The 20,196-nt window shown below is 60.4% G+C and carries 20 protein-coding genes and 1 other RNA gene; 18 read left to right on the top strand and 3 right to left on the bottom strand.

The features are described 5' to 3' along the window. Positions 1 to 40 precede the first annotated feature (40 nt). Positions 41 to 460 (top strand): hypothetical protein, encoded by a 420-nt coding sequence (locus tag DAAJ005_RS18415; protein WP_151848711.1) that lies wholly within the window; start codon positions 41 to 43, stop codon positions 458 to 460. Positions 461 to 554: 94 nt separating this feature from the next. Here DAAJ005_RS18415 and DAAJ005_RS18410 read toward each other — a convergent pair whose 3' ends face one another. Next, the gene (locus DAAJ005_RS18410; protein ID WP_151848710.1) at positions 555 to 734 is read right to left on the bottom strand and encodes a hypothetical protein; all 180 of its coding nucleotides are present in this window, start codon (positions 732 to 734) and stop codon (positions 555 to 557) included. A gap of 913 nt (positions 735 to 1,647) precedes the next feature. On the opposite strand from DAAJ005_RS18410, the gene DAAJ005_RS18405 reads away from it, so the two are divergent. Both DAAJ005_RS18405 and DAAJ005_RS18400 read left to right on the top strand, forming a co-directional pair. Continuing rightward, positions 1,648 to 2,142 (top strand): molecular chaperone DnaJ, encoded by a 495-nt coding sequence (locus tag DAAJ005_RS18405; protein WP_151848709.1) that lies wholly within the window; start codon positions 1,648 to 1,650, stop codon positions 2,140 to 2,142. Positions 2,143 to 2,217: 75 nt separating this feature from the next. Continuing rightward, complete coding sequence (locus tag DAAJ005_RS18400) at positions 2,218 to 2,559, top strand: hypothetical protein (protein ID WP_151848708.1); 342 nt, start codon at positions 2,218 to 2,220, stop codon at positions 2,557 to 2,559. 208 nt (positions 2,560 to 2,767) lie between these two features. Here DAAJ005_RS18400 and DAAJ005_RS18395 read toward each other — a convergent pair whose 3' ends face one another. Continuing rightward, positions 2,768 to 3,403, bottom strand: a complete 636-nt coding sequence (locus DAAJ005_RS18395; RefSeq protein WP_151848707.1) for a hypothetical protein — start codon at positions 3,401 to 3,403, stop codon at positions 2,768 to 2,770. 1,084 nt (positions 3,404 to 4,487) lie between these two features. Here DAAJ005_RS18395 and DAAJ005_RS18390 point away from each other — a divergent pair. From DAAJ005_RS18390 to ssrA, 13 genes are all read left to right on the top strand, one after another. After that, positions 4,488 to 5,039 (top strand): hypothetical protein, encoded by a 552-nt coding sequence (locus tag DAAJ005_RS18390; protein ID WP_151848706.1) that lies wholly within the window; start codon positions 4,488 to 4,490, stop codon positions 5,037 to 5,039. 67 nt (positions 5,040 to 5,106) lie between these two features. Beyond that, positions 5,107 to 5,901, top strand: coding sequence for a hypothetical protein (locus tag DAAJ005_RS18385; protein ID WP_151848705.1), 795 nt, complete (start codon positions 5,107 to 5,109; stop codon positions 5,899 to 5,901). 55 nt (positions 5,902 to 5,956) lie between these two features. Continuing rightward, complete coding sequence (locus DAAJ005_RS18380; RefSeq protein ID WP_151848704.1) at positions 5,957 to 6,397, top strand: hypothetical protein; 441 nt, start codon at positions 5,957 to 5,959, stop codon at positions 6,395 to 6,397. 65 nt (positions 6,398 to 6,462) lie between these two features. Continuing rightward, positions 6,463 to 6,870, top strand: a complete 408-nt coding sequence (locus tag DAAJ005_RS19245) for a hypothetical protein (protein ID WP_226342718.1) — start codon at positions 6,463 to 6,465, stop codon at positions 6,868 to 6,870. Positions 6,871 to 7,081: 211 nt separating this feature from the next. Continuing rightward, a complete protein-coding gene (locus DAAJ005_RS18370; protein ID WP_151848703.1) occupies positions 7,082 to 7,774 on the top strand; it encodes a hypothetical protein in 693 nt (230 codons plus the stop codon). A 66-nt stretch (positions 7,775 to 7,840) separates the two neighbouring features. Beyond that, positions 7,841 to 8,218: a hypothetical protein gene (locus DAAJ005_RS18365; RefSeq protein WP_151848702.1), complete on the top strand. Its 378-nt coding sequence runs from the start codon at positions 7,841 to 7,843 to the stop codon at positions 8,216 to 8,218. Between the two features lie 73 nt (positions 8,219 to 8,291). Next, the gene (locus tag DAAJ005_RS18360) at positions 8,292 to 8,747 is read left to right on the top strand and encodes a hypothetical protein (protein WP_151848701.1); all 456 of its coding nucleotides are present in this window, start codon (positions 8,292 to 8,294) and stop codon (positions 8,745 to 8,747) included. A 412-nt stretch (positions 8,748 to 9,159) separates the two neighbouring features. Beyond that, positions 9,160 to 9,384 carry an antitoxin VbhA family protein gene (locus tag DAAJ005_RS18355; RefSeq protein WP_151848700.1) on the top strand — a complete coding sequence of 75 codons (225 nt, stop codon included), beginning with the start codon at positions 9,160 to 9,162 and terminating at the stop codon, positions 9,382 to 9,384. A gap of 41 nt (positions 9,385 to 9,425) precedes the next feature. Next, a complete protein-coding gene (locus tag DAAJ005_RS18350) occupies positions 9,426 to 10,304 on the top strand; it encodes a Fic family protein (protein WP_151848699.1) in 879 nt (292 codons plus the stop codon). Between the two features lie 912 nt (positions 10,305 to 11,216). After that, the gene (locus tag DAAJ005_RS18345) at positions 11,217 to 12,614 is read left to right on the top strand and encodes a replication initiator protein A (RefSeq protein WP_151848698.1); all 1,398 of its coding nucleotides are present in this window, start codon (positions 11,217 to 11,219) and stop codon (positions 12,612 to 12,614) included. Positions 12,615 to 12,839: 225 nt separating this feature from the next. Then, positions 12,840 to 13,508, top strand: a complete 669-nt coding sequence (locus tag DAAJ005_RS18340) for a hypothetical protein (RefSeq protein ID WP_151848697.1) — start codon at positions 12,840 to 12,842, stop codon at positions 13,506 to 13,508. Between the two features lie 27 nt (positions 13,509 to 13,535). Further along, complete coding sequence (locus DAAJ005_RS18335; RefSeq protein ID WP_151848696.1) at positions 13,536 to 16,508, top strand: lipopolysaccharide assembly protein LapB; 2,973 nt, start codon at positions 13,536 to 13,538, stop codon at positions 16,506 to 16,508. Between the two features lie 60 nt (positions 16,509 to 16,568). Then, positions 16,569 to 16,925: a transfer-messenger RNA gene (gene ssrA / locus DAAJ005_RS18330) on the top strand. Between the two features lie 338 nt (positions 16,926 to 17,263). On the opposite strand, the gene DAAJ005_RS18325 is transcribed toward ssrA, so the two are convergent. Beyond that, a complete protein-coding gene (locus DAAJ005_RS18325; RefSeq protein ID WP_151848695.1) occupies positions 17,264 to 17,905 on the bottom strand; it encodes a hypothetical protein in 642 nt (213 codons plus the stop codon). 588 nt (positions 17,906 to 18,493) lie between these two features. Between DAAJ005_RS18325 and DAAJ005_RS19015 the strand changes: the two genes are divergently transcribed. After that, positions 18,494 to 19,756 (top strand): hypothetical protein, encoded by a 1,263-nt coding sequence (locus tag DAAJ005_RS19015; protein ID WP_192930991.1) that lies wholly within the window; start codon positions 18,494 to 18,496, stop codon positions 19,754 to 19,756. A 49-nt stretch (positions 19,757 to 19,805) separates the two neighbouring features. Next, complete coding sequence (locus tag DAAJ005_RS18310; RefSeq protein WP_151848692.1) at positions 19,806 to 20,156, top strand: hypothetical protein; 351 nt, start codon at positions 19,806 to 19,808, stop codon at positions 20,154 to 20,156. The last annotated feature ends 40 nt before the right edge of the window (positions 20,157 to 20,196 follow it).

Below are 20,196 nucleotides of genomic sequence, written 5' to 3'. Positions count from 1 at the left end.
CATACTTGTTTGAGTTCTAAAAACTGTGCCATGCTCAGGAATGGCTTACCGTAAATTGAGTGATCTCGTCAATGAATTAGAAAACCCGCAGCAGTCTGATACGTTTGTCAAGCTCTTTAAAGCAGCGGTCAGGGATGGCCGGGTGGTTGCCACGGATTTGCCCGAACGGTTCACGTTGCCCAAGGAATACACCCGCAGAGGCGCTGAAGGCACCCATCAGCGGAACACGCGCGAGATGGTGTACGAGGTGACGCCCAGGGCGGAGAAGTGGGCTGAGGAGACCAGGGCCGCGCTCGCACAGGCCCGGACGAGAACGGGGAAGGTTCAGTTCACAACAGAGGCCGCCGAATCGGGTGCGGTGGATTTTAAGGCGCTGGCCGCCGAGACCCGGCGCAAGATGCAGGCCAAGCACGAGAAGGGCCAGAAACTCGGTCTGGGCAACAGCCGCAAAAAGAAGTAGGAAGAGCGTAGGGCGGCGGGGTCAGCATCCAGGGGGCTGAGGCGTCGCCCGTTTGTCTCCGCGTTGAGTCGGGCCGTTCAGTCGGGAGCTGCGCCTATTTGCCCCAGACCCGCCAGGCCACCGCGCCAATCGCCACCGAGGCCATCAGCAGGGCCAGCGTGAACGCCTCGGTGTCGCCCACCATCTCGGCGTTCAGCGCCAGGCCGCCGCCCGCGCACATGCAGGTGAACACGGCCACCCACACCGGGGGGCGCTCAGGATCAGTGGGGGGCACGGTGACAGCATGACAGGTGCCAGGGCAAGGGCAAGGGCAGGCGGTTTCTGTCCTCCAGTTCCAGTGGTCTCCAGATCCGTTGCGCCGTTGGCGCGGCCTCCCCTGCGGTTTTCCCGGCTGGAGAGCGCTGGGAAACCAGAAATCCAACATGCGGCATTCCTCGCGTCATGCCGCTGGATTTCTTACCGCATTCCAGTCCCTTCGCCGGAGGCGTGGGGGGCGTTGTGGGTGGGTCTTGGGCGGCCAAGTCCTTTCTGCTGTCACCGCTATGCGGTTCCGTTCGGCGCTGAGGGGCGCACCGAAAAGAAAAGGAGCGCCTGACGGTGCACAGCGCTCTACCCGGCGTTCCGCTGTCACGGCGGGCGGGCCGCGCCCGTCGTCGGTCTAGAGGCGGCTCGTCGTCCGAGCCGAGCGCGGCAGGGACAAAGGGTGGAAGGGAGCGGCCAGGGGCCGCACGCTCTTTTTGAAGAGATCAAAAGATCAGGAGACAAAAACCCGAAAAGGTTATCGGCCAGCCGGAAAATGTTGGAAACGGCCCCAAACATTTTTCCGGCTGGCCTGCGGCCACAGGATCGAGGGGCGGTCAGGAAGCTGTCAAACCCGGCGAACTGCGCCGGGTTACGGCCTTGGGCCGCTTCAAGCGGCCCAGCTTGACAGCAGCACCAGCGCAAAGCAGGGGGAAAAAGCAGACCCAGGAGCGGGGCGGGGCGATCAGGACAGACGGGGGCAGCCGCGCCGCCAGGAGCGGCATACGACGCCCAGAGAGGGCGGTGTGTGGGCCGTGTGCGAGGCGAGAGAAAAGCCGATAGGGACGGCATAAACGTGCCTTAACACTCTGTCCTAAGTGTTGACATAAAATAGCTTAAACTGTAGAATGTCCTTACCTCAGACAGAGAGGGAAGGAGCGCCAAAGATGAACTATTTCCAAGAGATCAACGACAGCAACGAACTCAAGACCGCCTACCGCAAATTGTGCAAAGAGTTTCACCCCGACAAGGGCGGCAGCACTGAGCAGATGCAGGAGATCAACAACCAGTACGCGGCAGCAATGGCGCGGATTCTGAGCGGCAAGCCGGACAGCGACTACGGCGAGGACAAATGGTACAAGACCCGCCAGGAGGAGGTCGACGTTGAAGCCAAAGTTCAGGAGGCCATTGAAAAAATCGCCCATCTGGAGGGCATAGACATTGAAATCATCGGGGCGTGGGTGTGGGTCAGCGGCGAGACCAAGCCCCACAAGGACACGCTGAAGGCCGCCGACTACTGGTGGATGCACAAGCGGGAGAAGTGGGCCTTTAAGGGCAAATACAGCAGTGGCAGGGGCAAAACCAGCATGGAGGAGATGCGCGAGAAGTACGGCAGCGAACGGGTCCATACCCGCAGCCGCAGCCTGCGCGCCGCCAGCTAAGCCCCCAGCAGCACGGCCCCGCGATCAGGCGGGGCCACCCCTTCCCCCCCCCTTCCCCGACGAGGAGCGCCCCCCATGCCCACCGCCCGCACCGCCGAAACTGAGACCGCCGCCGCTGTCATGCGCTTTACCCGCCGCCAGCACGCCCAGCGCATCCGCGAGGCTCGCCGCGCCGCCGCTGTCGGCCACCCAAAGGCCGGGACGCGCCTGGAAGATTTACGCTCCTGCCTCAGCATCCCGCCGAACCCTGACCGTCAGGCGAGCTGCCTCCTGCACGCGGCGCGCACCGCCAAAGCCTTGGGGGAGCTTGAGGCGTGCCGCCATGACCCGGACCTGGACGGGATCGCGGTCCTGATCGAGCGCACCTGCCAGCGCGGCCAGGTGTTGCAAAGTCTCGCGGACACCGCCGCCGCCTAGCCCAGCGCCCGCCCCGGCCAGCAGCGCCGGGGAAAAGGCGAGGAAGCCGCCCGCTCTCCGGGCAGGGGTGGCGGCTGCTGTGTTGGCCCGTTCGGCTGCCGCCTCACAGACACCACCCCCCCGCCCCGCCTCCAGGCGGGGAGCCTCGCAACGCGCAGGCTATGGCCCCGTTATTTTTAAGTCCATTGACCAGACGCTACTTCAGAGTTTACTTGGCTGGAAAAGGGAATTTTCTATAGACTTTAATCGTGGGTGATTTTAAATCCACGCTTACCCTTTGCCAGTTTGTATCCAGTTCGCTCTTGAGGTAAAACTCAAGGGTCCTGGTCTTTTTAGGTATCGCAATTCTGTTCCAATCACCGTCCGGCCAATACATCGGCAAGAGCTTTCCGCCATCTATCCTCATGCCGACAGCACTGTTATCTATCATCAGACCCGGTATACTTGCTTTTGCGCTGTAGTTTTTATCTGTATCCAGCATCGTTATATTAATCTTGATGCCCTCAACCACCAAGCCATCTTGCCTTATGGAATAGCTGCTAAGAGATATAGGCGATGTGTCACCAGTCGTATTTGTTGAGAAAGCTAGAATATCTCTCTTTTTGGCTTTGATCGTAATTAAATTGGTGGTATTTTCTACAGCTAGTCCGCATACTGCGACGGGTTTTTTCATTTCCTGAATCCCAATCAACACTTCTTTTGATGGATTGGGAAACTCTGCTTTATCTATATACCTTATTGCTTCAAAGTGGTTCAGCCGTAGGGTGTCGCAATTGGGCGCTGCTGCGGCATGAGACAGACCCATCAGGACCAGGGGCCAGAATCTCCAGATCGATCCCTTCATGGATCAAACTGTAGCGCCAGAAGTTGCATGGGGACCAGAGCGACGGTGGATTTCTCGGCGAGACTTCTTCTCAGTCTGGTTTGTCAGGCGGGACAAAGGGTGTTGTGCAGGGCGTTTCAGGCCCAGGCGAGGGCAGGTGTTCAGGGCGAGGGCTTGACCTTCTGATTCTGGGGTAAGGCGGCAGGGCGGGTGTGTTTCATTCTCTCGGCGACGGCGGGTTGGGTGCGCCGTTGGCGCGGCCTTCCATGCGGTTTTCCCGGCTGGGGAGCGCCGGGAAACCAGAAATCCAACATGCGGCATTCCTCACGTCATGCCGCTGGATTTCTTACCGCATTCCAGTCCCTTTCAGCCCTGGAAGGGACAGCAGGCGGTGTGCCGGTAAAAGGGGCAACAGATGGTGGCTCACCCTCCGGGTGATGCTGCTGCAAGCTGCACTGCGCCCCTGACGGGGCTTCTTCGGCGCTGAGGGGCGCACCGAAAAAGAGGGCGCGGCCCAGAGGCCGCGCAGCACCCTGACCCGCCGTCCCGCTGGTCACGGCAGGAGGGCCGCGCCCGTCGTCGGTCTCGGGGCGGCCCGTCGTCCGAGCCGAGCGCGGCAGGGAAAAAGGATGAAGGGAGCGGCCAGGGGCCGCACGTTCTTTTTGAAGAGATCAAAAGATCAGAACCCGGAAAGGGCTTATCGGCCAGCCGGAAAATGTTGGAAACGGCCCCAAACATTTTTCCGGCTGGCCTGCGGCCACAGGATTGAGGGGCGGTCAGGAAGCTGTCAAACCCGGCGAACTGCGCCGGGTTACGGCCTTGGGCCGCTTCAAGCGGCCCAGCTTGACAGCAGCACCAGCACAAAGCAGGGGGAAAAAGCGGGCTTAGGAGCGGGGCGGGGCGATCAGGAAAGACGGGGGTAGCCGCGCCGCCAGGGGCGGCACACGACGCCCGGAGGGGGCGACGTGTGGGCCGTGTGCGAGGCGAGAGAAAAGCCGACAGGGACGGCATAAACGCACCTTAACACTCTGTCCTAAGTATTGACATAAAATAGCTTAAACTGTAGAATGTACTTACCTCAGACAGAGAGGGAAGGAGCGCCAAAATGACCCAGACCGCCCCCACCAAAATCACGAACTTCAGCCGCACATGGAAGGTGGAGCTGTACGGCAACTGGGGCGACAGCGCCAGCGCGAGCCTGTTCATTGGGAGCCACATCGTGACCCTGACCGCCGACGACTGCGGCGACCTCACGGCCATCATTGACGGCGAGAATCAGGCCACCATTGACCGCGCCGTGTCCTACCTCAACTGGGGCAAGGAAGCGGGCAGCCGCCTGGAAGTGGTGCGCGAAGGCCCCACCGAGCCGACGCCCACCCCGCCCGCGCCCGTTGCGTTGGCCGTTCCCATGATCGGCAAGGGCCGCGCCCACATGCTGCACAAGATCATGGGGGCCGCTGGACTGCCCCGCGCCCAGCACTACGGCCTGGCCGCCGCCGCGCTGGGAGAGCCGTTCCCCCTGGACACCCTCTCAGACCTCACCGAGCAGGAAGCCGGGACCGTGTGGGCGTACCTGTGCGCCGTCTACCCCAGCGCCCGCGAGATCGGGGAGCGCGTCAGGGCGAAGGCCGCGCCCACCCAGGCCCAGGCCGCTTAAACCGAGTGGGGGCCACCGCGCCCCCTTCCATCCCCCCTCAACACCCAGGACAAGGAGCGGAAAGCCTATGCAACCCACCATGCGCGTGATTTACCCCGATGGACGGCAGGAAAGTCACCCCATCACGCCGGAGACCGACACTTACGAGCTGCTGAAAAAACTAATCGGCGGCTGGCTGGAATACGTCCCCGCCCATTACCACGCCCTGCAAGACCATGAGGCGGTGATTGACGAGGAAGGGATGCTTAAGGAGCTGGCCCCCAACTGGCCCGGCAGCCGCCTGATCGGGCTGGACCTGACCCAGTACCCCCCCTTGCATGGCCCCATCGTGATCGTGCCCCATGACCCGGAGGACGGCCCCAGCCCCGCGCAGCAGCGGCAGAACATGGCCAGCGGAAACAATCTGGTCAGCGTATACGCCCGCGCCCTGGAGGGTGACGCGGAGGCCCTGGCCACATTGGGGATCAGCGGCCCCGACGAGATCACCGTGATTGACGCGCGGGAGGCCGCGCCGCTTCACCTGTACCTGATGCAGCCGGACGGCCACACCGAGCGGCAGACGGTGGGCGGCAATGACGAGGCCCATGAGTGGATCGACGGCAAATTGGGCGAGGCGTACCGCGTTCCCCCGGAGGAATGCGGCGTGCAGGCTTACGCCGTGATCTATAGCGCCGCGCCCGGCGACGTGCGCCCGAACGGAGCCGCACAAAAGGCGCTGGACCTCCAGACCCCTGTTTATGGCCCGGTGGTCTTCGCGCCCACGGGGCAGGCGGACCCCTCACCCGCCCACCAACGCCTCAGCGAAGCCCTGAGCGGCAATGCAGCGGCCCGCGCCGAGCTGGGCATCACTGCCAACTGGTAAACGAACCGGGCCGGGGGCCACCGCGCCCCCGCCCCTTCCCCAAGGAGGGCCACCCATGACCGCCGCCGACACCATTCAGACCCCCGCACTGACGTTCGATTGCACCGACACCGCCGACTTCTGGGACACCGATCACCGCACCGTGATTCGCAAACCCACCCACGCCGCCTACCGGGGCGGCCACCGCCTACCCCACATGAGTCAGCAGCTTGGCCGCGATCTGGCCGGAGAGGGCTACACCCGCAAGACTTACACGCTGGACGTCACCCAGTGGGACGACGAGGCCCGCGAGCGCCGGAATTCGCCGTACCGCTACGTCGTCACCCAGTCCCCGGCCACGGCGCACACAGCCTTTCAGACTGCCGAGGAGCTGTACGCCTGGTGCAGCGCCTACGCCGTGACCCTCACGCCCCGGCCCGCGCGCTGGTGCGGAGACTTCACGGCCACCCTCGGAGACCCCGCCGATTGGCAACCGCTGGAGATTCGCGCCCTGTAAGCCCCGAGGGGCGGCCCCGGCCCCGGCGACGGGGCCAGCCCCACCCACTCAAGGAGGAAAACACCATGCCCGCACAATGGATCAGAGAACCCGACCCCGTCCACGTCCCCAACCTGCAACAGCATTACAGCTACGCCGCCGACGCTTTTAGCGGCTTCATGTTTGGTGTGGACGAGAAAAATCACGCGGTCATCCTGGACACCGACGCCGCCCGCCAGAATTACGCCCAGGCCCAGGCCGGGGTGCGCGCCGGGACCATGATTGACCACGGCATTCAGGACTACGGGCGCGAGCAGTGGGACGCGGGGGCGATCCGCTGCGGCTGTGGGCGCACGCTGGAGATGACCGGCGACTGGGAGGGAACCCGCTGCGCGTGCGGCAACGAGTACAACACGGGCGGCCAGCAGCTCCGCGCAAACTGGCGGGTCTTTTGCCGGGAGACTGGCGAGCTAAACGACGACGATTTTTTGTGAGCTGGAAATAGGCACGCGGCCCCACTTTTCAGGGTGGCCCGCCAGTCTCGCTCAATCCCCTTAACCCTCTTTCTCTCTCTGTCTTGTGCCGCGTTCAGCGCGGCTTTTCTCTTGCCGTGAGGTTTCGTTATCAGAGTTCTGAATAGTTGACATAATACAGTTTATACTGTATTATGTACTTACCTCAGACAGAGGGAAAGGAGCGCCACAAATGTCAGTTATCCCGTCCAGTCCAAACGAGATCAGGAGCCTTGAAGTCGCCGCCGTGGAGCTGTGCGGCCCGCATGTGGGCGGCCCCATCTGGCCCGCGCTGTACGTCAGCAACCGCCGTGCCTACATGATGCGTTATGCAGACCGTGACCTGACCGCCGCAGAGGAGCAGGCCCACCGCCGCGAGTACGCCCAGGCGCAGGGCCAGGGCGACCACACCGCCGCCGAGCTGATGGACCGCCTTCAGCAGTTGCTTTACAACTGTGAGGAGCTGGAGAACGCCGCCGAGGAGCAGGCCCGCCGCGTGCTGGTGGATAGCGTGGCCTTTGAACTGCTGCCCGCTGATGGTGGAGAGCGCACCGTGAACGTGGACCGCTTTGCCAACATCCAGCGCCCCGACTTCAACACCTACCGGATCACCACCCGCAACCCGGCAGACGGCCAATATGCCCGCGTCTACCTGATGAACGGCCACGCGCACCCGCACGAGGGCTTCACCACCACGGACCCCCGCAAGGCGTTTCAGAAGATGTGGGAGATGCACGACGTTTGCCAACTGCACTGCGTCACGGAGTCCACCGCAGACCTGCTGGAGCTTGACCGCCTGATGAACGAGGAGGGCAAGACCTTTACCGCCGCCAGCATTGCCCTCACCGCGTTCAGGGCCAGCCGCGCCCGCGCCCAGGCCAGCTAAGCACCGCAGACCCGGCCCAGCTAGGCGGGACCACCCCGAACCACCCCAGCCAAAGGAGCGCCGCCCATGCAGGAGATCAAGACCCTTGCCACCACGAGAGACCCCCGCGCCGAACTGGAAACCCTGCTGGAAACGTTGCGCCAGCGGTATGACGTGACCCCAGAAGACATGAAGGACGTGCGGGCCGACTATGAAAAGCAACTGGCCGCCGAGCTGCGCCGCCGCGAAGTGCTAGCCGAGCTGTGGCCCGATGCCCCCGCCGAGTGCTGGATCTATGCCAGTTTCGTGCGCCCCTTCAGCGAGTACGGTGCGCCTCCCGCCCAGGTGCAGGCCCAGCGCCAGCACCGCGCCGACTGGCCCGCGCAGGTGCCTCACTCCTATATCGCGTGCGCCGCGCCGCTGGACTTGCCCCAGGTGGAGCTGCTGCGCGTTCCGCTGACCTGACGCCGAGCGGCCCCCTGCGGGGGCCTCTCCCAACCGCCTGAGTAGTCCGGTATCCCAAAGGAGCGCGCCCCCCATGCCCCACACCACCACCAACCCCCAGGCCACAGAAGCCGCCCACGCCCTGAGCGGAGTGGTGCGCTGTTACACGCTGCTTGGTGAGATGGACAGTGGCCCCGCACCAGCCAGCGCCGCAGACGCCCAGATGTGGGCGCAGACCTTCGAGGCGACATGGAAGGAGGCCCAGGCATTGATGCAGGAGGCCCGCGCCCTTGGCTGGAAGGGAAAGCTGGGCGACGTCATGCCTGGACAGCCCAGCTCCCGCGCCCGGAAGATTTACGCGACGTGCCACATGGTTCGCCTCAGCGTGACCCGGAGCGCCCGTGAAGCCCTGGACACTGCCGCCGCCCTGGTCTCCGGCTTCCGCTTTCAGGGCGAGGTCCCGGCCAATCTGGAACACCTGCACTATGACCTGGCCTATGCCCTGGCCAGCGCCCAGATCAGGGCTGAAAAAAGGAGTGCTGGCCCATGACAGATGCCTGGGATGTCGCCGCCCTCACCCCACCCAGTCCACCTCCCCTCATGCTGACCATCATCTGAATTGAGACGCCTTGTGCAGAGTGGCCCGCAGCAGATTCCTGGTGATCAGCGGCAACTTGACGGGTAGGCGGTCCACCAGCGTTCCGAACAATGGCAAAAAGCCTGATAGACAGGATGTGTTTAACGGACAGTATATGGGTCAAAGCATCGCAGCGACGCGGATAGACTCTGCGCGCATCGGCGACTGGACATCACCTCACGCAGCCCCCGTCTCCCAAGCTGCCGCCTTCGCTGTGTGGTGTGGAACAGGTTGATCTGACACCGCCGAGCAAGCTTTAAAAGGCATGTTTTACTCCTTGACAGCGGCGTTATCTGCTAAAATACTTCCTACGGAGGCCCATGAAATGACCACACTTCAAGATCAGTTGCGCGCCCAGAGTGACGCTCTCATGGTGGAAGCAGATGCCCGCAAACAGCGCCGGAAGATCGTCCAGTCTGTGGCCCACAGCAGCGCAATGGAAGGAATGCCGCTCGATGCCCAGACGATGACCATGTTTGAGGGTTATGTGGACGGCACCATGACCACCGAGCAGATGCGCGAGGCCGTATTGAAGCAGTACCGCCGCTAGCTGTGGCCGGACTTGACCCGTACACGGGCGACAATGGAGTCATGAAAAACCGCCTCGGCATCCAAGATGCCGGGGAATTGTCACAGGCCGAGCGCAAACTGGCCTCGATCCGGGCTGTTGAAATCAAGGACGGCACCGCTCCCCCCGCCACCCGTGGCCACTTCGACGCGGACCACCTACGCGCCATTCACCAGCACACGTTTGGGGACGTCTATGAATGGGCTGGAACCACGCGCGGCGATCCCCTCACCCTGGAAGGCCAGCGCGAGCAGCAGCCCGTGCAGCTCATCAAAGCGCAAACTTCCTTCGAGGAAGGCCCCAGGGTGAATGCGAAGCTGGACAGCTTGTTCGCCCGGCTGGCCGAACAAGACGGGCTGCGCGGCCTGTCCCGCGAGGACTTCAGCCGCCAGGCCGCCGACGTGCTGAGTGGTCTCAACCAGGTCCACCCCTTCCGCGAGGGCAACGGGCGCACGCAGCGCGAATTCATGACCCAGCTCGCGGAGCAGGCAGGCCACCCGCTTCAGTTTGAGGGCGTGACCCAGCAGCGCATGACGGTGGTGAGCTTTGACGCCGCGCAGGGTGACAAAGATTCCATGCGCCGGCTATTCGACGAGATCACCGATCCAGACCGGGCGCGGGTCTTGCAGCGTGGCTTTGACAGCCTGCATGGGCGCTACGGCGAGCAGGTACAGGCGGTGTACCTCACCAGCACCACAGCGGGCGAGACCTACACGGGCCTGCTCCAGCACAAAGACCGGCAGCATTTCATCATGAACTCAACTGGCGACAGGGTGGTGGGCCATCCGCAGGATCTTCCCAAAGGCAGCAGCCCCGGCGAGGTGGTCAAGGTCACGGCCACTCCCGTGCCCAGTGTCTTCGAGGAAAGGCAGATGCAGCGGGGCCGAAACCTGGACTACTGAGAGAGGAGAGGCTGCTGCGTGGGGACTTCACCACGAACCTACAGTCACAGCCAGTAATGACAACCTATTTACTGGATGATATAAGGAAAGGAACGACTCATATCCTCTGTCTCAGCTGGCAGCATCGACGCTCCCAACCAGAGCAGCGCCACCCCCTATATGCTGACCACACGAAGAATCGAGACACAGCAGGATTGCAAGTCTACCCCTGACGTTGCGCAGGCCCACGCCTCAGCCAAAAATGCCTCACAGCCCACCAGAAAAACGATGAAAGGCTGAAACGTAGACCGGAAGCTTTAGCCAAATCAGGAGTATGGGAGTGTGACGCAAGAAAAAAGCGAATGACTCACGGCTCATATACCCTCTAATAAACGACGAACTCAGATTCCAAAACTGCGGAGCAGTGCCCTGCCTGCGGCCCCTCCTCCGTAGCGATACCTTTGCGGGAAACGGAACAGCATTGGCACGGCGCAGCAGACACCTTCACAGCGATACCTTTGCGGGATTTTATCTGTCAACAGGCTATTTCTCCGTGTGACACAGTCGCTATCGCTTTCACAGGACTAGCGATACCTTTGCGGGATATGGAAGGGAAGTAGCGACACCTTTGCGGGATTGCCCAAAATGACCACTAGCGATACCTTTGCGGGAAAGAGAGGCTTTTCCTGTCCAGGACAATCTTTTGCTAATTTCAGGTCCAAACGGACTCCTGAAGGGCCACTAGCGACACCTTTGCGGGGAAGGGGGTCTAAACTAGCGATACCTTTGCGGGAAAAGAGGCCAAACTAGCGATACCTTTGCGGGAAAAAGGCTGGGAAGTGCGTGCTGCACACGGGGACTGACTCTCCTTGTTGTTGTTTTTTTATATCTTTACAGTAGTTAAAAAACAACAACACCAGAACGGGAGCCGCAGTGGTCAAAAAACCAAAAACGCCGAACCTGCATGACGAACTGAATTTTGCCCGCTTCGGGGTCATCAGCATGCATTCGCGCGTCGATCAGGGGGTCACCACCTGGAACACCGAATTCACGGTCAATGCCCGCACCTTCCGCATTGAGGCGATCACCCCACAGGGCCGCCCACACGGCATCGACACTGACACGCTGGTGTCCCTTGAAACGCTGTTCGTCGCCCACGGTTGCCCCGAGGACAACTGGGTTCACACCACCGCCTATGAGGTCCGCGAGCTGATGGGCCTGGCCAACAACGGCGAGAACTACCACCGGCTGCGCCAGAGCATCCGGCGGCTGTACTTCACCAGCGTGATCGTGGGGCGCAAATCCTCACTGACCGGGACCCAGAAGGTGAGATGGGACAACGTGGGCGTGCGCTTTTTCGAGGGCCTGCGCTACCGCGACAGCGAGGACGACGGCGAACTCAGCGCTCTGGAGAGTGAGGCGACACTGAGCATCCGCCTGGGTGAGCAACTAGCCGACAGCATCCGGGCCGGCATTTCACAGGTTCTGGACGGTCAGCTCCTGCACCGCCTGGAACAGCCGCCCGCCCGGGCGCTGTACCGCACCTTGCAGGCGCACCGGCGACAGGACGACGGCCAGATGCTCAAAGAGCTTCAGGTACCGCTGACCGAATGGCGGCAGGCCACGGGACTGACCACGGACCGCAGTGATCTGGTGCGCCGGGCGCTGGCCTCGGCCCACGAGGAACTGCTGGCCAACCACTACCTGGAACGCGCCGTGATCGAGGGGCGGGGCAAGGCGGCAGTGGCCCAGTACACCTTTGCAGACACGCACGCGGCAGACCCTGCCCTGGTGCGGCTGCTGCGTCAGGCCGGGGTCACGGTGGCCCGCGCCACCGCGCTGGCGGGCCAGCATCCCGAGCGGGTGGAAGAGGCCCTGCGCTTTCTGGAGCTGCGGCAGCGCGCCGCCCAGGGCGGCGTGCGCAATCCGGGGGGGCTGGTGGCCGACTTTCTGGAACATCCGGCCAAGTACGATCTGCCTGCCGACTTCGTGACGCCTGAGCGGCAGCGTCAGGAGCGAGCCAGTCAGGTCAAAGAGCAGAAGCTGAGTGCCGATCGGGAGGCGCAGACCCGGAGCGAGGCGCAGCTTGATCAGCTCGGTGAAGCCCCCCCGGCAGAGCAGTGGACGGCCCAGCGTGCCACCTTGCAGATGCTGCTCAAAAAGCACCTCAATGCCGCGCAATGGAGCCAGCTCGAACACCTGGCCCAGCGAGGAGAGATCGGGGCGGTGGCCCTGACCCGCGAACTGCTGGAGGCCACCGCCCGCTCCGCAGTGAAAGAGCAAATTGATCAGCTCAAACGCAAACTCAACCCCCTGCTGCCAGTGGACTGATGGGGGTTAAATCCACCAGAGTCAGGCAATTTCTCCCTGAACTGCACAACTCCAGGGTACGGCTTTCGTCACTTCCCGCCGGACAAGTTACGCAGGCCGTTTTTCTGACCCCCTGGGAGCCGGTGGGTGGCCGAGTTTTCACGGTGGCATTGTGGGTGGCCAGCTCCAGTCATGGATGGGGGAGACTGGGAGCATCCCACCTGTGGAATACTCCGCTCTGAATTCATGAGAGACCAGGCCACAATCGCCACCGATGCGAGCGCTGTCGGAACAGCCGCCGCCTACGGCGGCGTTCTTCGGGATCTCACTGGAGAGACCAGGGAAGTCAGCGGTCAGATCCCCCGGACTGCGTTGCAAGAGGTCACGGCGGCGCTGGCCGCTCTGCAACAGCTTGCCCTTCCGTTCGGGGTCCGTGCTGTGCTTCATGTCGACGCTCAGGATGAGGAATTGCGGGCCGTTCTCTGCGTGACCCACCCAAACGTGACTGTCGTGAGGATTCCGCGCAACAGCAGTCCCCTGCACCAACGCGCACACGAACTGGCGACGCAGGCATTGCGTGACCTTCCGCCCCGCACCCGGATTCCATTGCAAGACGGCCCCAGAATTGCGGCGTACGCCGTCAAGGGTGTGGACACGCCAGCCCCTGCTTACGCCGTTTCGTTCTGGATAAACGGCGAGATTCAGGTGGTTTCGGGAACGGTTGAACCGCAAGAAACCAGGGCGCTCACCAGCCACCTGCTCAAAGCCAAGGCTCAGGAAGGCGTGCCTGCCGGATTCAAGGTGATCGAAGCGGGGTACGCCGTCTTGCGCAACAACCAGGCGAGCTGGGGCGTCACGGGCAGGGAACTGGCGCAGCTCAGAAGCGCCGCTGCCGCAGGTCTTTCAAACTTTTGAGTTTTGCCACGCGGTCTAAACTGGTCTATGTCTTCTCTACCTGTGCGCCGCCGTTCACAAGTGCGCTTCAGCGTCCCTGAACCGATGCCGCAGGGGCTGGCGCGGCCCCGGCTCCAGGAGCAACTCACTGATCTGACCATCAAAGTCGCCGCCTTGCTTGCCCCTTCCGGTTACGGCAAAACCGTGTTGCTGGCCCAATGGGCACGTCAGCAAAATGGAAACGTAATCTGGCTCAAGCTGCATCAGGAAGACCGGGACGCCCACTTTTTCCTTCAATCCCTTGTCGACGCTTTCCAGTACTTCGGCCTGAATTTGTCGTACTGGAAATCAGGAGCAATTCTCGAAACCAGTCCCTCGCGTGCCCTGCTCGCCCTACTGAATGACGTGAACAACCATCCGAGTGACTTAACGCTGATTGTCGATGGGGGCGAACACCTGAGTGATGACTCTGCCAATCTTCTCAACGCTTTTGTTGATGGGTTGGGCGAGGGTCACCGCATCTTCGTCGCCCAGCACGAGGCTTCGAGCTTTCAAATTGCTCCATTCCTTGCTTCGGGAATTGGCACCGAGATCAACGCGGGCCAACTTCGCTTTACTGAGCATGAGGTAGATGTTCTGGCCCGAACGTTTGAGGCAGGCCAACTTCCCCCGAGCGACCTCCACGGCTGGCCCGCAGGAGTCATGTTGGAATTTCACGCTCAAAACAACCAACTTCAGGCCGGCACCGAACACCTGTTGCTCACGCTGGTGCGCCGGCTCCCTGAAGATATTCAGCATGCCCTTCCTGCCCTGAGTGTCATGGAGATCTGGACACCCACGACGCCCAGTGTCCTGCATCTGAACCTTCCTGGTGACTGGCTCGATCAAGTGCGGCGGGTGGGCCTGCCCGTGCTGCAACAGGGCAAAGCCTTCATCCCACACGACGCCCTGCGGGAATATTTACAAGACACCTTGCAAAGAGATCAGGCCCAGTTCAAAACGGTTCAGGGATACGCCGCCCAGCAGGCAGACAGAGAGGGGAGACCTTACGCGGCAACCCTTCATTTTTTAGCGGCTGGTCAGATCGAAAGCGCCCTGAGCATGATCCAGAATCTGGTTCCGGGCTGGTACCGAACGGCCAACTGGAAAATCGCCATTGACCTGCTGTCAAAGGTCCCCGACGGGTTTCTCACGTCAGAACTGCGTTCCCTCCTGGCTTTGTCGCTGGGAGAGACTGGCGAGGGAGAACGTGCGGAAACGCTTGCAAGACGTCAGATTGATCTGTTTCCTACCGCTACTGCGTATTACGCGCTTGCACTTCGCAACTACCGAACGAACAATTTTGATGAGATGCAGAAAAGTATTGACGGTGGACTTGAAACTATTCGTGTCACGCCCAGTCCAACGAATCAGCGTGACACCATCCAACTCCTTCGGAGCCAGGCAGTGCTTTTCATCTCAAGTGGTAAGCCAGAAGCAGCTCTTGAAGTGGCTGAAGACGCAGTGAGTCGGGCGATGATCTACGGCGATAATTCGCTGAGAATCGCAACACAGAGCGTTAAAGCGCACATCATGCGTGGAATGAAGTATGATTCAGAGATTTTACTTGAACAATATTTCAACCTTTATAAATCTAGTATCAATGAAAATCCCCACCGCATGATGCCTGTTGTTCAAACCTATGCCCGGCAACTTAACCGGGTCAGGCGGCCACGTGAGAGCCTTGAAATTCTCAAAGAATATACCAAAAACTATGGTGAAATCTATCCCCTGGCAGATTTTATGTTAATTGGTGATATCTCGCTTGCTTATCTCAGTCTTGGCGACTATGAAAACTCACTGGAAACTGCTCTCAAAGGCTACAAATTTTCATTAGAACACGATCATAAAGGTTATCTCTCATCCAATCTTTTCACTGCGCTGTGGATTTATTTTGGGACAGATCGACTGCAAGAAGCGGAGGCCCTGCTTAGATCATCACTGCATCAAATTGATCAAACACCGCCGAGGGCGGGTGATGATGCCTCGGAGCGTGCTTTTTTCAAGTTTATCCTCGGTGTTCCTGTCGAGGCGCTTGAGTTGGCGGACCAGGCGTTCACCTTCGATCAAGTCCCGGAGACGGCTGCTGTCCTTCTCTCCATGCTAATTCTCCACCAGAAAGGTGAGGTGAGTAAAGATTTAGGACATAAACTTCGGGAAGCGTTGAGTCTCTACAGCGAAGATCACGCTCTCTATCAAGTTGCCTTCAGTAAATTTGAGCCAATTTTTCAGGCTTACAAAACTGCTGGAATCGAGAAAAACTTCTTTGATGACCTTCTTGCGAATGCATACCTGATAGGTCAAATTGAAAAGAAGAAGCTGCGACTCACTGTGATTGGTCATTTCCGTATAGACATTAATGGAATGAGTTCTCGTCTGGGCTACAGCACTGCCCTGGAAACCCTCATTTATCGTGTTCTCCATCCTGGTGCATCACAGGATGAAATTACCGTTGCCATCTGGCCTCTTTCGGACCTTGCCAGGGGCAGAGGTTCAGTTCAGCAGGCACGCCGCACGGTCAACCGGACGTTCCAGACGGCATTCAAGCAACCGGGCATGGAACTTCTCCAGACAGCCGGGAGTGGGCGGCGTAATCCTGGTTGGATGATCGACACTGAGGTTCATGTCAGTTGTGACGCCCTGGATATTCTGTCGTCTACGGACGCCCAGACCATTCAGAACCTCTACAAGGGGTCATTCCTTCCCAGCAGCAATCACGAGTGGGTGATTGACTTCCGCGTCCTGATCGCGCGCCACGTCGCGCGGGTTTATCAGGCACATGCCAACGCCCTGGGAGAGACTTCAGATGCGTTGCAGTGGTTGATGCGGGCGGCGATGGCCGATCAGGAGCCGGACACGTTTGAGCGGGTGATGGCCCTGAGCCGCGTTCTTGGGCGTCAGGAAATCGAGCGGAGCGCCCAGCAGGCGCTTGAGGCGCTCCGTGAGGGGCACGCACCGTATCTCACCCACTGGACGAACTAAAAATTGGTGAACGTTTCGTCAGGTGTGGTGGCTGGCTTTTGCTATACTGCCTACACCTTTGGGGACGACCCGGTTTCGACGGTGCGTGCTGGAAGTGAAGTGGCGAGTCGAGGATGACCGTTGGCCTCGTTAATCATCGGTCAAGCCTTTCAAATGGCAACAACAGCGTTTCTTACGCATACGCAGCTTAATTGACTGCGCAGTGACCACGCAGCCCGGCCTTTGGCGTCGCGGAAACTGATACAAAAGAAGGCTAGTTGACCCAAGTGCTCCGATAAGTCAGCGAAATTCAGGAGATAGGCGCGAAAGCAGCGTGTCCATGCGCGGCTGAGCGAGGAGAATCAAATCACGGACTACACTCGTAGAAGCCCACCAAGGCTGTATCGGACGAGGGTTCGACTCCCTCCGTCTCCACCAAAGAAGAGACCACCTGACCTCAGGTGGTCTCTCACTTTTTTAATCAGAGGTTTTCAGAGGGCGCTTGCTAGGATCTCCCAGCCCAAATGAAGGGAGGTGCCTTTTGCAAGAATCTGATGACATTGCTTTTTCCTGTATCCAGACCAGGGAAACCCAGCACTTCTTGCTGGAAAGTCTGCTGAGTCTGACCCTCGAACTGCACTCGCTCGATCAGAGTGGTCAACCGTCAGATGCTGTGGAGCATCAGCTCCAGCGCGTCCACCGCGAGCTGGCCTTGGATATCCAGTTTGGTCAGTCATTCCAGGTCACGCGCGGCGGCCAGGTCTACCTTGTCTCACTCAGTCCAGTCGGGGTGAGGTATCAGCTCCAGCAGCCTTTTGACGGTGCATTACAGGCCACGGCGTGAGGGCGTAAAGCAGAAATTTAGTCGGATCTATGGGGAGGGCACTGGGATTTTTGGAATGAAGCATCAACATCCCAAATTCCATTGTTTCTGGAGGGGAAAGATACGAGTACAGATGCAACTCCCCGTATTCACCCGACTCAACCCAGTGGGAGTAGTTGCGTCTGATCACCGTTCGGTTAAAGCCCCTGGCCTGGGCGAGCGCCAGAACCCTGGTGCCTGCTCTGGTATAGACGATGGAGGCCCGGCGCTGCCGCTCAACCGTTTCCACCGAATGCCCTGCCTCCACGATGTTGCTGTAGGCGTCGCGCGAGCAGACGGCATTCTCAAGGTTCTCGGTTCGGGACTGAAACGAACTGGTCAGCCCGATCATTCTGCGCCCCTTGTGGGCCAGATACAGCACCCATCCGTAATCGGTCTCTGTGGCAACACAAACTTTCCGGGCCACCGCCGCCTGCACAAACTCCAGACCAAACAGGGCTTCAGCCTCCGCCCGGTACATGGCCCCAAACTTACCGATCTCTTGGCTGAGCGGCAGGAACGCCTCTGTTAAAAAAACGGTGACAGGACCGGTCACTTCTGAATCTCGTGGTTTTGCAGTCGAATTCGTCTCACAGCCAGCACATGGTAACCCCCCTCACCGCTGTTTAGAATTCGAGCGTGTATAGATCTCACCTTTGACATAGTTTTCATTGACATTGACACGGTATTTTTTGTTGATCATGCTAGACTCTTCAGATGGAGGCGCTTCCCTGACTACAACGTAATCCCGAACGCACGACAAAAATAAAAAACCCCGCCGGTAAGCGGGATTTAAGTTGAGATTCTTTGGTCTAGTCACTACTGTCGCAAGTCGGACTTTACCAGAGAAGGCTCCCTATTGCAACTAGGAGACCCTGGTGAGTCCACTTTTTCATGTCGGTACGCGGAAGGCCAAAGCCACCGCGATGACCCAGCGCCATACTGCACAGCCCATCCTATGTTTGCCAAGCAACGCACCTGAGAATGTGCAGCTACAAGGGCCCATAAAGGCTATGAAGCTTTGTGCGCGGCGTGCCTTTGGTCTGTCAGTAGACGGTTCAGAAGCACGTTTTACAGGGCAGCGCACTGGCTGCCTGCACCTGGCCACGGTCAACACCCCATTCCGGTTTTCCGGTGGCCTGGAATGACTGCCGCCAGACTGACGCCGGAGCGCCTCGCTACAGAGGCCACCCGGCGGGCTTTCCTGGATGTCCAGGTCGCCGCCCTGCGTGCGGGCCGCCCAGAGGCCGCGCCGCGCTCCCCGATCTGCCCAGCGCCGCTCGCCACTCGCCTCCCGATTGACCCTATCGAAGCGCTGAAGGCGGTGGGCCTGTACCGCAAGAGCATCCGCGCCAACCCAGTCATGAGCGGGTACACGCCCACCAAAACCTTCTGGCCCGTGGCGTTCCCGTACAAGGCCGGACAGTATCTGACCAAACTGAGCCGCAGCGTGTCCCGCGACTGGCGCATGATCCTGACCAGCATCAGCACCACCAGCCTGGCCGGGGGACGCCTGACCAGCTCGCAGGGCCTGAACCTTATCCGCATCATCGAGGAACTCAGGAAGCACTGCTATTTGAAAATCAGCGAGGACGGGCGGCCCCTCCAGTCCCGTGAGCAGGTGGTACAGATAGTGGGCGGGCGCTTTTGCTTTGCCCGCGAGTGCGGGATGAGCGAGGCCACCTTCTACCGGGCGCTCAAGCACCCCCTGGCGCACCTGTGGCTGAGGAGCCAGAAGGTGCAGCGGCTAGAGCAGGAGACGGCAGCCCGGCGCAACGCAGCCACGCTATTCAGCGTGACCCTGTACGAGCCAATCATCCCGGAAGACCTGGAGGCCGCTTTCTTTGCCGAGTCGGTCCAGGAACCTGAGATTTTCGTCGTGCCAGACTTTAACTCTCAAGGTGAGACGACTAAAGGAAGCTCAACCACTACCCAAGAACAAAGGGATTGTGGAAAACCTGAAGGGGGTTTTGGAGCTTCCTCAGTAGGAAATGCAAGGGAAGACCTGCTGCGTTGCCTGGACAGTGCGGCACTGATTACGCGTGCTGGCGAGCGCGGAACCCTTTCCCCTACCCTTGATCAAGTGACAGGCAATTTAGAGGCTTGTCTAGACAGATTGCGGAACGCGAACCCGCAGCTCTGGGAATTCGCGGTGCAGATCGCCATTCACCACGACGATCCGGCCACGCATGCGGTGGCGGCCATTGGGTTTTACAAGGCGCTGGTCCATCTGGGGGTCAAGGAAGTGCGGCGCTGCATCCAGCGGCTGGAGAAGTGGCGGCTCAAGGGGCAGAAGATTGAGACGCCGGGGCGGCTGCTGATGCACCTGCTCAACGAGAAGGCACGGGCGGCGACTGGGTTCAATATCAATGACCTGGGAACGGAGCCGGGGGGCGTGGTGGCGTGAAGCCAGCATTTGATGTGACCCTCCAGCACCACTCCCAGGACGGGTGCCCATGTCTTTAAGCACCAGCAAACCGCTCACGGCCACCCTGTTGCCGCTGCTCCTCGCGCTGGGCGCTGTGCCACTGATTGTCATGACCTACGACGGCGTTCAGACGCGAACGTTTGAGCGTCGCTGCACGGCGGAATACGAGGCCACCCAGCCCCCACAAGCCACCAGACCAACGATCCTGTTTGTTTTCGGCAAGGGGGCCGAGCGTCTTCCCAAACCCACCTTTGCCCAGATGTACGTCAGTGGAAGCGACGTCAAAAGCTCTGGAGCAACACAAGCGGCCCAGTTCATGACGTGCGCGGTGACTCCAGAGGGCACGGTGACCGTTCGTTTCGGAGAGGGAACAGATTGAGAACGTGACACGCGAGAGACGAGCGATCACGACTTTGGTC

This window comes from Deinococcus sp. AJ005 (assembly GCF_009017495.1).
Classification (GTDB): domain Bacteria; phylum Deinococcota; class Deinococci; order Deinococcales; family Deinococcaceae; genus Deinococcus.
Note: the sequence above shows the minus strand (reverse complement) of the source record. Positions and strands in the feature narration are given on the sequence as shown.

What these genes read in the sequence shown, in the direction of transcription:
- DAAJ005_RS18395 (WP_151848707.1), bottom strand. Translation starts at nt 3,403, where the DNA reads ATGAAGGGATCGATCTGGAGATTCTGGCCCCTGGTCCTGATGGGTCTG.
- DAAJ005_RS18415 (WP_151848711.1), top strand. Translation starts at nt 41, where the DNA reads ATGGCTTACCGTAAATTGAGTGATCTCGTCAATGAATTAGAAAACCCG.
- DAAJ005_RS18385 (WP_151848705.1), top strand. Translation starts at nt 5,107, where the DNA reads ATGCAACCCACCATGCGCGTGATTTACCCCGATGGACGGCAGGAAAGT.
- DAAJ005_RS18355 (WP_151848700.1), top strand. Translation starts at nt 9,160, where the DNA reads ATGACCACACTTCAAGATCAGTTGCGCGCCCAGAGTGACGCTCTCATG.
- DAAJ005_RS18360 (WP_151848701.1), top strand. Translation starts at nt 8,292, where the DNA reads ATGCCCCACACCACCACCAACCCCCAGGCCACAGAAGCCGCCCACGCC.
- DAAJ005_RS18405 (WP_151848709.1), top strand. Translation starts at nt 1,648, where the DNA reads ATGAACTATTTCCAAGAGATCAACGACAGCAACGAACTCAAGACCGCC.
- DAAJ005_RS18400 (WP_151848708.1), top strand. Translation starts at nt 2,218, where the DNA reads ATGCCCACCGCCCGCACCGCCGAAACTGAGACCGCCGCCGCTGTCATG.
- DAAJ005_RS19015 (WP_192930991.1), top strand. Translation starts at nt 18,494, where the DNA reads ATGACTGCCGCCAGACTGACGCCGGAGCGCCTCGCTACAGAGGCCACC.
- DAAJ005_RS18370 (WP_151848703.1), top strand. Translation starts at nt 7,082, where the DNA reads ATGTCAGTTATCCCGTCCAGTCCAAACGAGATCAGGAGCCTTGAAGTC.
- DAAJ005_RS18335 (WP_151848696.1), top strand. Translation starts at nt 13,536, where the DNA reads ATGTCTTCTCTACCTGTGCGCCGCCGTTCACAAGTGCGCTTCAGCGTC.
- DAAJ005_RS19245 (WP_226342718.1), top strand. Translation starts at nt 6,463, where the DNA reads ATGCCCGCACAATGGATCAGAGAACCCGACCCCGTCCACGTCCCCAAC.
- DAAJ005_RS18380 (WP_151848704.1), top strand. Translation starts at nt 5,957, where the DNA reads ATGACCGCCGCCGACACCATTCAGACCCCCGCACTGACGTTCGATTGC.
- DAAJ005_RS18365 (WP_151848702.1), top strand. Translation starts at nt 7,841, where the DNA reads ATGCAGGAGATCAAGACCCTTGCCACCACGAGAGACCCCCGCGCCGAA.
- DAAJ005_RS18390 (WP_151848706.1), top strand. Translation starts at nt 4,488, where the DNA reads ATGACCCAGACCGCCCCCACCAAAATCACGAACTTCAGCCGCACATGG.
- DAAJ005_RS18340 (WP_151848697.1), top strand. Translation starts at nt 12,840, where the DNA reads ATGAGAGACCAGGCCACAATCGCCACCGATGCGAGCGCTGTCGGAACA.
- DAAJ005_RS18310 (WP_151848692.1), top strand. Translation starts at nt 19,806, where the DNA reads ATGTCTTTAAGCACCAGCAAACCGCTCACGGCCACCCTGTTGCCGCTG.
- DAAJ005_RS18350 (WP_151848699.1), top strand. Translation starts at nt 9,426, where the DNA reads ATGAAAAACCGCCTCGGCATCCAAGATGCCGGGGAATTGTCACAGGCC.